A 14,741-nucleotide genomic window follows, 5' to 3' on the forward strand; every position below is an offset into this window, starting at 1 on the left:
CCTGCGATTTCATAACAGGACAACTCGACCCACCAGGGATAGATTCCCGCAGTCGACGAGGAATCCATGAGCCACGCCGAGACGAGCGATCGAGCCACCGAGGGCGCGTCACCGGCCGTCAAGCTGACCCTCGCGACGCTGACGATGATGGTCGTCGGGTCGATGGTCGGCGCCGGGGTCTTCTCGCTGCCCAGGCGGTTCGCCCAGGAGACCGGAGTCGCGGGCGCGCTGATCGCCTGGGCCATCGCCGGTACGGGCATGCTGATGCTCGCGTTCGTCTTCCAGGCCCTCGCCGTGCGCAGGCCGGACCTCGACGCCGGTGTCTACGCCTACGCCAAGGCGGGGTTCGGCGAGTACCTCGGCTTCTTCTCCGCGTTCGGGTACTGGGCCAGCGCGTGCGTCGGCAACGTCACCTACTGGGTGCTCATCATGTCGACCGTCGGCGCCATCTGGCCGGCCCTCGGCGACGGCGACACCCTGCTCGCCGTCGTCCTGTCCTCGGTCGGCCTGTGGGCGTTCTTCCTGCTGATCCGACGTGGGGTCAAGGAAGCGGCGGCGATCAACCGGATCGTCACCGTCGCCAAGATCGTCCCGATCCTCGTCTTCGTGATCCTGGCGCTCTTCTTCTTCGAGCCGTCCGTGTTCGCGGACAACTTCGGCGGCGCCGACTACGCGGGATCGCTCTTCAACCAGGTGCGCGGCACCATGCTGGCCACCGTCTTCGTCTTCCTCGGCGTCGAGGGCGCGAGCGTCTACTCCCGGCACGCCAAGCGCCGCGAGGACGTCGGCCGGGCCACGATCCTGGGCTTCCTCAGCGTCTTCGCCGTCTTCGCCTCCGTCACCATCGTGTCGTACGGAATCATGCCGATGGCGGAGATCGCCGAGCTGCGCCAGCCGTCCATGGCGGGCGTCCTGGAGGAGGCCGTCGGCACCTGGGGCAAGGTCTTCGTCAGCGTCGGACTCATCATCTCCGTGCTCGGCGCCTACCTCGCCTGGACGCTGATGGCCGCGGAAGTGCTCTTCGTCGCCGCGAAGGACGACGACATGCCCCGCTTCCTGCGGAAGGCCACCTCCGAGGACGTGCCGGTCCCCGCGCTCCTGATGACCACCGCGCTGAGTCAGGTGGTCCTGGTCGTCACGATGTTCTCCGACGACGCGTTCAACTTCGCGCTAGACCTGACCAGCGCGCTGAGTTTGATCCCGTTCCTGCTCGCGGCCGGTTTCGCCGTCAGGGTCGGCCTCGGGCACGGGAGTGAGGACGTCGCCGGGCACAGCACCAGTAAGGAACTGGTGATCGCGGTGATCGCCACGCTCTACACGGCGTTCCTGCTGTATGCGGCCGGGCTCAAGTTCGTCCTGGTCTCCTTCATCCTCTACGCCCCCGCGACGCTCCTGTTCATCAAGGCCCGGCGGGAACAGAACCGGCGCGTGTTCTCCCCCGCGAGGCCGTCATCTGCGCCGTCTCGATCGCGGGCGCCGTCGTGGGCGTGATCGCCCTCGCGGTGGGCTGGATCGAACTCTGACCGGCTCCCGACCTCTGTTGCCACCGACCGAAAGGCGCACCGTGACCAGCTTGACCAGCCACGACACCCCCGCCGCACCGACGTTCGGTGTCCACTCCGAGGTCGGCAGGCTGCGCAAGGTACTGGTCTGCGCGCCCGGTCTCGCGCACCGCAGGCTGACCCCCACCAACTCCGGTGACCTGCTCTTCGACGACGTCATGTGGGTGGAGAACGCCCAGCGCGACCACGCCGACTTCGTCATCAAGCTGCAGCAGCGCGGCGTCGAGGTCGTCGAACTGCACGACCTGCTCGCCCGGACCATGGCGCTCCCCGAGGCGAGGACCTGGCTCCTCGACCGGAAGATCACCGCGAACGAGGTCGGCCCCGGGCTCATCGACGGCACGCGCGCCTTCCTGGAGACGCTGGAGCCCCGACAGCTCACCGAGTACCTCATCGGAGGCCTGGCCACCGCGGATCTCCCCGACGAGTTCCGCTCCGGATATCTCGCGCTGGTGCGCGAGTCCACCGGCGTGAGCGAGTATCTGATGCCGCCCCTGCCGAACACCCTCTACACCCGCGACACGACGTGCTGGCTCTACGGAGGCGTCACGCTCAACCCGCTGTACTGGCCCGCCCGGCACGACGAGACGCTCCTGATGAAGGCGATCTACCGCTTCCACCCCGACTTCACCGGCGCCACAGTGTGGTGGGGCGATCCCGAACTGGACTGGGGCCAGGCGACGTTCGAGGGGGGTGACATCATGCCGGTCGGCAACGGCGTCGTCCTGATGGGCATGAGCGAGCGGACCTCGCGCCAAGCCATCACGCAGGTCGCCTCCGCGCTGTTCCAGAACGGCGCGGCCGAGCAGGTCATCGTCGCGGGCATGCCCAAGCTGCGGTCCGCGATGCACCTCGACACCGTCTTCACCTTCGCCGACCGCGACATCGTCACGCTCTACCCGAAGATCATGGACGACGTGCACTCGTTCACGCTGCGCCCCAGCGACAAGGCCGCGGGGGTCGACATCACGGACGAGGGCTCGCGCGCGTTCGTCGACGTGGTCGCCAAGTCGCTCGGCCTGCCCGAGCTACGCGTCATCGAGACCGGCGGGGACGTCTACGCCTCCGAGCGCCAGCAGTGGGACAGCGGCAACAACGCCGTCGCCCTGGAGCCGGGCGTGGTCTTCACCTACGACCGCAACACCCAGACCAACACGCTGCTGCGCAAGGCGGGGGTCGAGGTCATCACCATCGTCGGCGCCGAACTCGGGCGCGGTCGCGGCGGCGGGCACTGCATGACGTGCCCGCTCGTCCGCGACGCCGTGGAGTTCTGAGGCGGCTGACTTCTGAAGCGGCCTCGCCGGTACGGGGGTTCAGTACCGCTGAGCCTTGACCAGCTTCGCGGAGAGCTTCGGCTCCGGGGGCTCGTGGCTGATGGCGTAGCGCTGGGCCCGCTTGCCCGGTTCGAGGTTCTGCGTGCCTACGTAGCGGGTCTCCGCGACCTTGCCAGAGGCGTCGACGAAGTCGACCTGTACGGCGAAGTCCGCCGTCTTGGCCGTCCTGTTGGTGAAGGTCACCACGGAGGCGAGCACACCGCCGGTCTCGGAGCGCGGCTTGCCCGTCATGGAGACGTCGGACATCGCGTTGCCGCGCCCGTCGACATCCTTCAGGGCGGACTCGGCCGCCTGATTGGCGCGTTCCGTGTCGGCGGAGACGGACGCCTCGAACTCGTCCGCGCGCTCCGAGGCGGATGCCTCCGCCTCGGAGGCCGACGCGCGGGCGGACTCGGCGGCCTCCGAGGCCTGCGACTTGAGCGGTGACGCGGTCTTCTCCGAGAAGGACGACGAGTCGGGAGCGGTCGGCCGCTCGCTGACCGTCCTGCTGCTCTCGGAGGAGGGCTCGTCGCTGTCGGAGCCGCACGAGACGAGGGCTGCTGCGGCCGTCACCGTGGCGGCGAGGGTGAGGGCGGCGGACATTCCGGGTCCGCGGTGTCCGCGGCGTCCGTGGTTTCTGCGGCGCCGCTTGCCGCTGAGCGGCATGGGGTTCATTCGGTGCGGTCCTTTCCCTGCTGCCTGTGCTCGTTGCTTGTGCTCGCTGCCGGTGTTCGCTGCCTGTGCGTACGGGGGTGTCAGTACCGCAGCGCGCAGGCGATCCGGCCCCGGTCGGCGAGCGTGCCTTCGGGTACGAAGCGGACCTGCGCGCCGGTGTCCAGGGCCCGCTCCACGATGTCGTCCACGACGTCGTCCACCGCGTCGAGATCGTCGCCGTCCGCCGGGACGAGATGCCCACCCTCGTCGCGCACGGTCGCTTGGTAGCTGTCCTCCACGACGAGGAGACGGACCCGGTCCGTCGTCACGTTCTGCCAGACCTCGTCGAGCCCGGCGGCGTAGTGGCGCCGCCCCTGCGCCAGCTCCAACTCACGTACGACGGACTCGATCTCGTCCTTCTCCCGGGTCGCGAGGAAGGGGCGCGCCGCCTGCCACACCGCGTCCGCGGGGCCGTGCGCGAGGCCGCCGTGCGGTACCCGCGTGGCCTCCTTGGCGACCGTGCCGACGTCGTCGATGAGGGAGAGTGCGTGGGCCTCCCCGGCCACGAACAGGGGGCGCGGATGGGAGTGGAGCACGCGGGCCGCGGCGTGGTCCGCGTCGCGCAGGAACTTGCGGGTGTGCTCGTCGCGGAAGGTGCTCGGCAGGTCGCCGATCCGCTCCTGGCGCTCGGCGTCGGGGTCGTCGAGGCTGCGGGTCAGCGGGAAGCCGTCCGCCGTGTGCTCGACGACGCGCTCCGGGGTGCCGCTCCACAGCGAGACGCGGTCGGCGGAGAGGGCGAGGACCCAGTACGGGCGCTCGGCTGCCTGGGCCGCGACGACGTTGCGCGTCAGGAACGTGTCCGAGAACACCACGCGGGACGGCACCGTCCTGCCGAGCGACCACACCTGGTGCTCCCCGGGAGCGGCGAAGACGGCGAGCCCGTCCTCGGCGTGCACGAGGTCGATCTCCGCCACCGCCCGGTCGAGCTGCGCGGCCACCTCGATCCGCTGCTCCCTGGCCACCGCCGGGTCCGATTTCAGGTGCTCCTTGGCCTCGGCGACGAGATTGCGCAGCCGCACGGGATCCTGCGCGTTGTCCGGCTCCCTGCGGTGCGTCGGCAGCAGGACCGAGACGGCGGGATAGGGGCGGGGCCGGCGCAGCCCGGCCAGTGTGGCCGGGTTGAGGGAGGGGTGCATGGAGTGACCCTTTCGACACCTGCGGGTTTTACACCATTGAATGCACCATATGTCCGTTACGGGGTCACGGCACTTCCCCGAGGGACTGCCCGAGGGGGCGCGCGAGAGGTGGCCCACCGGGTTGCCCGAGGGGCTGTTCGTGCAGGTGAGGCCGCTGGGACGGGGCCAGGGGTCAGGTCACGTGGGATTCATCTCGAATCCATGAGCCGTTCCCCTGGGCCGTACGGATTGTCAGTCCGGCGTGCTCTCATGGATGCATGATCGAAGCGATCGAAGACTTTCTTGTACGTGGCGTTCCCGACGTCGAAGAAGCCCTCCGCAAGGCCGCCGCGGCCGAGGTCATGCCGCGGTTCCGACAGCTCGCCGAGGACGATGTCGTCCAGAAGAGCGGGCCGCACGACCTCGTGACGGTGGCCGACCGCCTCGCCGAGGAGCAGCTGACGGCCGCGCTCACCACGCTGCTCCCGGGCTCCGTGGTCGTGGGAGAAGAAGCGGTGCACGCGGACCCCTCCATATACGAGGCGATACGCACCGACGCGGCGGTGTGGATCGTCGACCCCGTCGACGGCACACGCCAGTTCGTGCACGGCGACCCGGGGTTCTGCATGCTGATCGCCCTGGCATGGCGCGGCGAGGTGCTCGCCTCCTGGACCTACGCCCCGGCGCTCGACGAGATGGCGGTCGCCGTGCGCGGCAAGGGCGCATGGCTCGACGGAGAGCGGCTGGTGGCCGGTTCGCCGGGAGAGGTCCTGGAGGTGGCGACCTCGCACCCGGACTTCACCACGCCCGAGCAGAAGCAGGCGCTGCTCGGCCTGCGCGTGCAGGGTGTCGCGCCGCGGCCGTGCGGTTCGGCGGGGCTCGAGTATCTCGCCATCGCCAAGGGGGAGTTGGACGCGGTCGCCTTCTCCTGGGAGCTCGCCTGGGACCACGCCGCGGGTCTGCTGCTCGTGGCCGAGGCCGGCGGCAGCAATCTGACCGTCGCCGGTGAGCCCTTCCGGATCGAGGGCGGCAACGCGCTGCCGTTCACGGCCGGCCGGGACGCCGCCACGGTCGACAGGGTGGTGGAGCTGCTGTCGGCCGCGCTCTGATCCGCGGGGCCTATCCTGGGCGGCGAAGGCCATCGGCTGACAAAGGAGTCCGAAGGTGCCGTCGATGCTTGACGCCGTCATCGTGGGGGCGGGACCGAACGGTCTGACCGCTGCCGTCGAGCTGGCCCGCCGCGGCCTCTCGGTGGCCGTGTTCGAGGCCAGGGACACCGTGGGCGGCGGGGCGAGGACCGAGGAGCTGACGCTTCCCGGGTTCCGGCACGACCCCTGTTCCGCCGCGCACCCCCTGGGCATCAACTCGCCCGTGTTCCGCACCATGCCCCTCGACCGCTACGGCCTCGAGTGGCTCCAGCCGCGGCTGCCCATGGCGCACCCCTTCTCGGACGGCAGCGCCGCGGTGCTCTCCCGCTCCGTCGCGGAGACCGCCGCCTCGTTCGGGCCGCGCGACGCGGGGGCGTACCGGCGGCTTGTCGACCCCTTCGTCAGCAAGTGGGACGACCTCCTGCGGGACTTCATGGCGTTGCCGTCGACCGCGCTGCCGCGCGACCCCGTGACCCTCGCGCGCTTCGGCCTCGCGGGTCTTCCGCCGTCCACCTGGCTGATGCGGCGCTTCGGCGAGGACCGGGCCCGCGCCCTGTTCTCCGGGCTCGTCGCCCACGTCATCGCGCCGCTGGGCGGGATCGCCACCGGCGCCGTCGGCATGGTCTTCGCGCTGGCCGCGCACGCCCGTGGCTGGCCGGTCGCCCGGGGCGGCTCCCAGTCGATCTCGGACGCGCTCACCGCGTATCTGAAGGACCTCGGCGGCGCGGTCCACACGGACTACGAGGTCAAGCGGCTCGACGACCTGCCGCCGGCGCGCGCGTACGTCTTCGACACCTCGCCCACCGCACTCGCCCGGATCGCGGGCCTCGGGCGCAGCTACGAGCGCTATCGCTACGGCGCGAGCGTCTTCAAGGTCGACTACGCCCTCGACGGGCCCGTCCCGTGGACGGCGGAGGAGGCGCGGTCGGCCGGCACCGTGCAGGTGGGGGGCAGCAGCGCGGAGATCGGCGCCGCGTTGCGCGCCGCGTCACGGGAGAACCGTGCGCCCGACGCGCCGTTCCTGATCACCGTGCAGCCCAGCCTCGTCGACCCGTCCCGCGCGCCCGCGGGCAAGCAGGTCTTCTGGGCGTACGGTCATGTGCCGAACGGCTGGGACGGCGACCTGACCGACGCGATCGAGCGCCAGCTGGAGCGCTTCGCGCCCGGTTTCCGTGACCGCGTCCTCGCCCGTGCCACCGCGGGTCCTGCCGCGCTCGCCGCCCGTAACGCCAACTACGTCGGCGGTGACATCGCCTGCGGCGCGGCCAGCGGCCTCCAACTGCTGCTCCGCCCCAAGATCTCCCTCTTCCCGTACGGGACCGCGCACCCGGCGGTCTTCATCTGCTCGTCCGCGACGCCGCCGGGGCCCGGGGTGCACGGTATGTCGGGGCACAACGCGGCGAAGGCGGTGTGGCGGCGGCTTCGCGTGGCGTGAGGGGCCTTTGGGGCGGCCGCGGGGGGCGTTTTCCGGGGCCCTCCGCATCCGACTGTGGGCGAACGGGCCTCTCCCACCCACCCGCCCGTCACCCCGCATCCGCCCCTGACCGAACAAGCTTTCCCGCCCGCCCGATTGCCCCGCATCCGATCTTGGACGAACGAGCTTTCCCGCCCACCCGCCCGATTGCCCCGCAGCGGCCAACGAACAGCCGCAGTCGGCAGCGCTCGGGAGGGGACGTGTCGGTATGTCTGCCCGGAGCACGGTTCGCGGCGCTCCCTCGCCGAAGTAGCAAGTCGGCCACCGGACGATAGCGAGGACGGACATACCGGCGCGGCCCCGCACCCACAGACGGACCGGCACCTACGTCGGACGTCCATGTCGAATTCTCGCCAGCCACCCCCACCCCCGATCCCCGATCCTTGACGCATGGCGACCACAACCGCGACCACCAGCACCACCCCACCCCCCTCAATGCACACCGACGCCGAGCGCTGCGTCCGAGCCGTGCAGTCGAAGGATGCGCGGTTCGACGGATGGTTCTACACCGCGGTGCTGACCACCCGGATCTACTGCCGCCCCAGTTGCCCCGTCGTCCCCCCGAAGCCCGAGAACATGAGCTTCTACCCGAGCGCGGCAGCCTGTCAGCAGGAGGGGTTCCGGGCCTGCAAGCGGTGCCGGCCCGACAGCAGCCCGGGGTCCCCCGAGTGGAATCAGCGCGCCGACCTCGTGGCCCGCGCGATGCGCCTCATCGCGGACGGAGTCGTCGACCGGGACGGCGTCCCAGGCCTCGCCACCCGCCTCGGCTACAGCACCCGCCAAGTGGAACGCCAGCTCCTCGCGGAACTCGGCGCGGGCCCCCTCGCCCTGGCCAGGGCGCAACGCGCCCAGACCGCCCGCCTCCTCATCGAGACGACCCCCCTGCCCATGGCGGACATCGCCTTCGCCGCGGGCTTCTCCTCGATCCGCACCTTCAACGACACCGTCCGCGAAGTCTTCGCCCTCGCCCCCGGCGAACTGCGGGCCCGCGCTCCCCAGGGCACCGCACAGGCATCCGGCGCCCTCTCGCTGCGCCTCCCCTTCCGCGCCCCGCTCAACCCCGACAACCTCTTCGGCCACCTCATCGCCACCGCCGTACCCGGCGTCGAGGAGTGGCGCGACGGTGCGTACCGCCGCACTCTCCGCCTTCCCTACGGCCACGGAGTCGTCGCCCTCACCCCCACCCCGGACCACATCGCCTGCCGACTCAGCCTCACCGACATGCGCGACCTCACCAACGCCATCAGCCGCTGCCGCCGCATGCTCGACCTGGACGCGGACCCCGTCGCGGTGGACGGCAGGCTCAGCGCCGACCCGCTGCTCGCACCCCTGGTGGCCAAGGCACCGGGGCGCCGCGTGCCGCGCACGGTCGACGAGGCGGAGTTCGCCGTACGCGCGGTACTTGGCCAGCAGGTCTCCACGGCCGCCGCCCGTACCCACGCCGCCCGTCTGGTCACCGCGCACGGCGAGCCGATCGACGACCCCGAGGGCGGCCTCACCCATCTGTTCCCGGCGCCGGAAGCCCTCGCGGCGCTCGACCCCGAGGCACTCGCGCTGCCGCGCAGCCGCCGGGCCACGCTGACCACGCTCGTACGCCATCTCGCCGACGGATCACTCCGGCTCGGCGTGGAGAGCGGCTGGGACGAGGCGCGCGCCCGGCTCACCGAACTGCCCGGCTTCGGCCCCTGGACGGTCGAGGTCATCGCCATGCGGGCACTCGGCGACCCCGATGCCTTCCTGCCCACCGACCTCGGGATCCGCCGCGCGGCGCAGGAACTCGGCCTGCCGCACACCCCGGCGGCGCTCACCGCTCGGGCCGCGGCCTGGCGCCCCTGGCGCGCGTACGCGGTCCAGTACCTGTGGGCCACCGACAGCCACCCCATCAACGCCATCCCGGCTTGAGCGCCGGCCCGAGAGGACAAGTCCCATGCACAGCCAGCGCCACCGCCACCGCCGACACACCCTCATCGACAGTCCCTACGGCCCCCTGACCCTCGTCGCCACCGAGGGCGTCCTCAGCGGTCTCTACATGACAGAGCAGCGCCACCGCCCACCCGAAGAGACCTTCGGCAACCGCGACGCGAGCCCGTTCGGCGAGACGATCGACCAGCTGGAGGCGTACTTCGCGGGCGAGTTGACGCAGTTCGACCTGCCGATGCGCCTCGACGGCACGCCGTTCCAGCGCACCGTCTGGCAGCAGCTTCAGCTCATCCCGTACGGCGAGACCCGTACGTACGGCGAGCTCGCGGCCGTGCTGGGCAAGCCCAACGCCTCACGCGCGGTCGGCCTGGCCAACGGCAAGAACCCGATCGGGGTCATCGTCCCCTGCCACCGGGTGATCGGCGCGGGCGGCTCCCTGACCGGCTACGGCGGCGGGCTCGACCGCAAGCAGCGCCTGCTGGCCTTCGAGGGCGGGGCACCAGCGAGCGAGGAGGCGGCACCGGGGCGTGAGGACGCCCTCTTCTGAACGTGAACGCCGGGACCATCTGACGGGACGGGCCGCTCAACCGACCCGTACCGGCCGCTCAACCGACCCGCAGCCCGTTCTCCAGCTCTACCGGACCCGTCCCCGCGTCGAGCGCATCGAGCCCGGCCCGCACCCGCAGCCCCAACTCGTGGGGCAGGAACCGCGGAAGGTCCTCGCGGGCCACCAGGCGCCAGGAGATCAGCTCCTCCTCCTGAAGCCTGATCGACTTCAGCTGCTCGTCGCCGAGCACCCCGCCGTCGTAGAGGTAGGCGACCAGCGGAGGCCGGGCCGTGCCCTGCACCCAGTCCACCGCGAGCAGCGCCCCCAGCACGACGTCCAGACCGATCTCCTCGGCGGTCTCGCGGCGTGCCCCCTGCCGGGGCGTCTCGCCCTCGTCCGACTCGATGGTGCCGCCGGGCAGGGCCCATCCCTCGCGGTAGTTGGGCTCGACGAGCAGCAACCGCCCCTCGGAGTCCCGGAAGAGCGCGGTGGCCCCGGCGATGACGCGGGGGAGGCCGGCGATGTATGTGGCGTAGTCCTGAATGGTCACGTGCCCAGCGTAGACAGCTCCACGGTCCGTGCCGCGAGTTCGCTGATCCGTGCCCCGTCGAAGCCGAACACCGCGCTGCGCACCCGGTCGTCGAGAGGGTCGCGCCACTGCGCGGGGATCGCCTTGGCGCCGCACAGCACCCCCGCGAAGGACCCGGCGGTCGCGCCGTTCGAGTCGGTGTCGAGGCCGCCGCGCACTGTCAGGGCGATGGTCCGGGTGAAGTCGCCGTCGCCGTAGAGGAGTCCGGCGGTCAGGACGGCCGAGTTCGGCACCGCGTGGATCCAGCCGAGCCCGGAGGTCTCCGACTCCGCGGTGGCCAGCGTCTCCTCCCAGCTGAGTCCGGCCTCGTGGAGCGTGACGACCCGGCGCACCGTACGGGCGAGCCGGCAGCTCGACGGGATCACGCCGAACGCCACGTCGAGAGCGGCGCGCGGGCTCGCGGACGTGAAGGCGGCGGCGATGAGCGCCGCCGCCCACATCGCCGCGTAGACGCCGTTGCCGGTGTGCGAGAGCACGGCGTCACGGCGGGCGAGGGAGGCCGCGCGGCGCGGCGCGCCGGGGTTCGTCCAGCCGAAGATGTCGGCGCGGATGAGGGCGCCGATCCACTCCTGGCAGGCGTTCTCGTACGTCGCGGTGAGCGGCGGCTTGAGCCCGTTCGCGAGGTTCCGGTACGCGGCGCGTTCCGCGGTGAAGGTCTGCAGGTAGGGCAGGCGAAGGAGCCACAGCTCACCGACCTGTTCGGTGCTGAACGTGAACCCGTGCGTCTCCAGGAGGTGCAGGCCGAGGATCGCGTAGTCGACGTCGTCGTCACGGCAGCTGCCGTGCACCCTGCCGCGTACGCACTGCTGCCACTCGGGCCGCAGCTGGAACTCCTCGACCCAGGAAGGGGGTTCGGGCAGGTAGTCGGTGAGCGGCAGCGCGTCGGCCTGCCGCAGATAACGCTCGATGCGCTCACGCGTCCAGTAGTCGCCCCGCTCGATGGGTTTGCCGAGCATGTTGCCCGCGATCCGCCCGAGCCAGCCGCCGAGGACGCGGTCGGCGAGTTCCGTATGCGCTGGGGTCATGTGTCCGGTGTACCGAATCCGGGGCGGTTGTGCGCGGTCCACGTGACGGGTTCGGCGCGGAGCGGGAGACGTTTGTCCGGTTTCCGTCCGGGGCGGCCCGGACGAAGTCGCTGATCGATCATTTCTGCGATCGAGCTGTACTGTTTTGTACTGCTTTACGCTGATTTGAGGGCGGAATGGAGCCCTCCGAAATGCGGGCGGCCATGGGCAGGCGACCCCTCCTCCGGTTATGGTCGCAGCGGCGCGACTGCCTTGACGCGAGCAAGGCCCGGAAAGCAAGGGGATGCAAGGTGGCGGACGCTGCTGGGACGGCGGGGCATGTGCTCATCGCCGCGGACAAGTTCAAGGGCTCACTCACGGCCGTGCAGGTCGCGGAGCGGGTGACGGCCGGGCTCCGCCGTGTCGCCCCGCACGTGGAGGTGGAGGCCCTGCCGGTGGCCGACGGCGGCGACGGCACGGTCGCCGCGGCGGTCGCGGCCGGTTTCGAGCGCCGTGAGGTGCGGGTGACGGGGCCGCTCGGCGACGAGGTCACCGCGGCGTTCGCGCTGCGGGACGGGACCGCCGTGGTGGAGATGGCGGAGGCGTCCGGCCTCCAGCTGCTGCCCGAGGGCGTCTTCGCGCCGCTCACGTCCACGACGTACGGCTCCGGGGAGCTGCTGCGCGCCGCGCTGGACGCGGGCGCGCGGACCATCGTCTTCGGAGTTGGGGGCAGTGCGACGACGGATGGCGGGGCCGGGATGCTGGCCGCGCTCGGCGCGGTCTTCCTGGACGCGGCAGGGGCGCCGGTGGCGCCGGGCGGTGGCCCGCTGGCCTCGCTGGCCACGGCGGATCTCTCCGGGCTCGACAAGCGCTTCGCCTCGGTCGACCTGGTCCTGGCCAGTGACGTGGACAATCCGCTGACGGGACCGAAGGGTGCTCCCGCGGTGTACGGGCCGCAGAAGGGGGCGAGCCCGGAGGACGTCGCCGAGCTGGACTCGGCGCTCGCGCACTTCGCGCGGGTGCTCTCCGAGTCGGTGGGCTCCTCCGCTCTGGAGTACGAGCAGTCGCCCGGGGCCGGGGCGGCGGGTGGTATCGGCTACGGGGCCCTGGTCGGGCTCGGCGCGAGCTTCCGGCCCGGGATCGAGGTCATGCTGGACGTCCTCGGCTTCGCGCCGGCGCTTGCGCGGGCGTCGCTGGTGATCACCGGGGAGGGTTCGCTGGACGAGCAGACCCTCCACGGCAAGGCTCCCGCGGGGGTCGCTTCGGCGGCTCGCGAGGCGGGCGTGGAGGTCGTCGCGGTCTGCGGCCGTCTGGCCCTTCCGGCGGAGGCGCTGGGCAAGGCGGGGATCCGGCGGGCGTACGCGCTGACTGACGTGGAGCCGGATGTCGCGCGGTGCATTGCTGAGGCGGGGCCGATTCTGGAGACGGTGGCGGAGGGGATCGCCCGCGATTTCCTGCGGTAGGCGGGGCGGGGTTTCACCTCGGGCCGGTGGGGCTTCCGCGCCCCTGTCGGGGCCTGAGCGTGATGTCGTCCGTCCGGGGTGGTGGGGGCTGGTCGCGCAGTTCCTCGCGCCCCTTGGCGGGGGCCACGCTGGATAGGTACACCTCGGGCCGGTGGGGCTGGTTGCGCAGTTCCCCGCGCCCCTTACGGGGGCCTGAGCGTGGTGTCGTCCGTCCGGGTCGGTGGGGGCTGGTCGCGCAGTTCCCCGCGCCCCTTGGGGGGTTGAGGTCGGCTTGGTATGCCTCGGGTTGGTGGGGGCTTGGCGCGCCGTTCCTCGCGCCCCTTATGGGGCTGAGCGTGGTGTCGTCCGTCCGGGTCGGTGGGGGCTGGTCGCGCAGTTCCCCGCGCCCCTTGGGGGGTTGAGGTCGGCTTGGTATGCCTTGGGTTGGTGGGGGCTTGGCGCGCCGTTCCTCGCGCCCCTTGCGGGCCCGGGGTGTCCAGCCCGTCCGGCGGTTGAGGACGAGCTCGGTGTAGCCGGTGATTTGCGGGGCCCCGCTGCCGAGGGCTAGGTGGGTGCTCTAGCCCGGCGCCAGCCGGTACGCGTCGAGGGCCAGTGTCATCTCCATCAGGTCCCGTGGGCGCGCCAGCGATCGTGACGTCAGTTGTTCCAGGCGGCGGAGGCGGTTGAACACCGTGTTGCGGTGGCAATACAGCCGCCCCGCGGCCCGCCCCGCCGAACCCTCGCACAGCAGCCACGCGTCAAGCGTTTCGAGTAGCACCGCCCTGTCCGCCGGTTCCAGGGACAGGACCTCCCCGAACACGTCCGATACCAGGCGCCCCGCCAGCTCCGGCTGGCTCACCACCAGAGCCGTCGGCATCCGCTGGTCGAGCCGTACGATCCCGGTCGCGTCCGGTGGGCACGTACGCAGGGCCAATTCGGCGAGGCGTCGCGCGTGGCCCAGTTCGGAGAGTCCCGCCACCACGGGGCTGATGCCGCCCGGACCGGGGCACCGCCCCTCCAGCGCGGCGGCCAGCTCGTCCAGGCCCTCGTCCGCCCCCAGCGCCACCACCCCCACCTCCCGGTCCGTCCGCATCCGCCAGACGAAGCGGAACCCGGCCCGCTGGATCTGCCGGTGGAATGCGGCCCGCCCGTCCCGCCGCTCGGCGCGCAGGACCACCACCGCGTACGGCCCGCGCTCCGGCAGATCGAGCCCCGCCGCCACCTGTGAGGCGAGACCGGGGGCCGACTGGCCCTCCAGGAGCGCGTCCAGCAGCGCCTGCAGCTGCTCGTCGGTGCGCCGCCGCAGCTCCATCTCCGTCGCCCGGTAGGCGTCGGACGCGGCCGCCGCCTGCGCGTCCACCGCCGACCACACCATCGTCGCCGACCGCATCAGGACCGCGAGCTTCTCCGGGTCCTGCCCCACGGTGCCTTCCAGCAGCGAGTCCCAGACCAGGTAGCCCGCGTTGCGGTACGAGTGGACCACCAGATCGAGCGGCATGCCCTGCTGGGCCCGGCGGCGGCCCGCCTCCTCCGCGTACTCCAGATCGCGGCGCGGCGACGCGCGCGGCGCCGAGATCGTCTCGATACCGATCCGCATCGCGTCCTCCGCCTCCCGCCACTGCTGGTCGTACGGCAGCACCCGCGCGTACACCGGCGAGTGCTCGAAGAGCTGCCGCAGATGTTCGTCCACCAGCTCGGGAATGCGCGGCTTCAGCGCCGCGCACGCCTCCTCCAGCACCTTCCAGTCGTGTCCCGTCCGTGGCCTGCGCCCGCTCATGGTGCCCCCGTCGCCGCCGCCCGCCGTGCCTTCGTGCTGCGGAGGATGCCACCGCTCGGCCACCCCTGGCAGGCCCCTGACACGGGGTGTTGTGCCCGTGCACAACGGGCGGCCGGTCCCGCTGGTCACCCGCAGC

The 14,741-nt window shown here is 71.8% G+C and carries 11 protein-coding genes and 1 pseudogene; 7 read left to right on the forward strand and 5 right to left on the reverse strand.

Annotated elements, in window-relative coordinates:
* Positions 1-66 precede the first annotated feature (66 nt).
* Both ACIBCK_RS17035 and ACIBCK_RS17040 read left to right on the forward strand, forming a co-directional pair.
* Positions 67-1,523: pseudogene (locus ACIBCK_RS17035) on the forward strand (basic amino acid/polyamine antiporter).
* Between the two features lie 50 nt (positions 1,524-1,573).
* Complete coding sequence (locus tag ACIBCK_RS17040) at positions 1,574-2,836, forward strand: arginine deiminase (RefSeq protein ID WP_399390946.1); 1,263 nt, start codon at positions 1,574-1,576, stop codon at positions 2,834-2,836.
* 39 nt (positions 2,837-2,875) lie between these two features.
* Here the strand turns inward: ACIBCK_RS17040 and ACIBCK_RS17045 are convergent, their stop codons facing one another.
* Together ACIBCK_RS17045 and ACIBCK_RS17050 are read right to left on the reverse strand one after the other, a co-directional pair.
* Positions 2,876-3,550: a hypothetical protein gene (locus ACIBCK_RS17045; RefSeq protein WP_399390947.1), complete on the reverse strand. Its 675-nt coding sequence runs from the start codon at positions 3,548-3,550 to the stop codon at positions 2,876-2,878.
* Between the two features lie 80 nt (positions 3,551-3,630).
* Positions 3,631-4,725: a chemotaxis protein gene (locus tag ACIBCK_RS17050; RefSeq protein WP_399390948.1), complete on the reverse strand. Its 1,095-nt coding sequence runs from the start codon at positions 4,723-4,725 to the stop codon at positions 3,631-3,633.
* A 257-nt stretch (positions 4,726-4,982) separates the two neighbouring features.
* Here ACIBCK_RS17050 and ACIBCK_RS17055 point away from each other — a divergent pair, with 257 nt between their 5' ends.
* The 4 genes from ACIBCK_RS17055 to ACIBCK_RS17070 all read left to right on the forward strand — a co-directional run bounded on the left by ACIBCK_RS17055 (position 4,983) and on the right by ACIBCK_RS17070 (position 9,793).
* Positions 4,983-5,813 carry an inositol monophosphatase family protein gene (locus tag ACIBCK_RS17055; RefSeq protein WP_399390950.1) on the forward strand — a complete coding sequence of 277 codons (831 nt, stop codon included), beginning with the start codon at positions 4,983-4,985 and terminating at the stop codon, positions 5,811-5,813.
* A 64-nt stretch (positions 5,814-5,877) separates the two neighbouring features.
* A complete protein-coding gene (locus ACIBCK_RS17060) occupies positions 5,878-7,287 on the forward strand; it encodes a phytoene desaturase family protein (RefSeq protein ID WP_399391512.1) in 1,410 nt (469 codons plus the stop codon).
* 474 nt (positions 7,288-7,761) lie between these two features.
* A complete protein-coding gene (locus ACIBCK_RS17065; protein WP_399391514.1) occupies positions 7,762-9,228 on the forward strand; it encodes an AlkA N-terminal domain-containing protein in 1,467 nt (488 codons plus the stop codon).
* Positions 9,229-9,253: 25 nt separating this feature from the next.
* Positions 9,254-9,793 (forward strand): methylated-DNA--[protein]-cysteine S-methyltransferase, encoded by a 540-nt coding sequence (locus ACIBCK_RS17070; protein ID WP_399390951.1) that lies wholly within the window; start codon positions 9,254-9,256, stop codon positions 9,791-9,793.
* Positions 9,794-9,851: 58 nt separating this feature from the next.
* Here the strand turns inward: ACIBCK_RS17070 and ACIBCK_RS17075 are convergent, their stop codons facing one another.
* Both ACIBCK_RS17075 and ACIBCK_RS17080 read right to left on the reverse strand, forming a co-directional pair.
* On the reverse strand, positions 9,852-10,343 hold the full coding sequence (locus tag ACIBCK_RS17075; protein WP_399390953.1) for an NUDIX domain-containing protein: 492 nt from the start codon (positions 10,341-10,343) through the stop codon (positions 9,852-9,854).
* Positions 10,340-11,407: an ADP-ribosylglycohydrolase family protein gene (locus ACIBCK_RS17080; RefSeq protein WP_399390955.1), complete on the reverse strand. Its 1,068-nt coding sequence runs from the start codon at positions 11,405-11,407 to the stop codon at positions 10,340-10,342. The genes ACIBCK_RS17075 and ACIBCK_RS17080 overlap by 4 nt, the downstream gene beginning before the upstream one ends.
* A 290-nt stretch (positions 11,408-11,697) precedes the next feature.
* Between ACIBCK_RS17080 and ACIBCK_RS17085 the strand changes: the two genes are divergently transcribed.
* On the forward strand, positions 11,698-12,849 hold the full coding sequence (locus ACIBCK_RS17085; RefSeq protein ID WP_399390957.1) for a glycerate kinase: 1,152 nt from the start codon (positions 11,698-11,700) through the stop codon (positions 12,847-12,849).
* A gap of 556 nt (positions 12,850-13,405) precedes the next feature.
* Here ACIBCK_RS17085 and ACIBCK_RS17090 read toward each other — a convergent pair.
* On the reverse strand, positions 13,406-14,605 hold the full coding sequence (locus ACIBCK_RS17090) for a PucR family transcriptional regulator (protein ID WP_399391516.1): 1,200 nt from the start codon (positions 14,603-14,605) through the stop codon (positions 13,406-13,408).
* Between the last annotated feature and the right edge of the window lie 136 nt (positions 14,606-14,741).

The organism is Streptomyces sp. NPDC051218, assembly GCF_044455475.1.
In the GTDB taxonomy this organism is placed as follows: domain Bacteria; phylum Actinomycetota; class Actinomycetes; order Streptomycetales; family Streptomycetaceae; genus Streptomyces.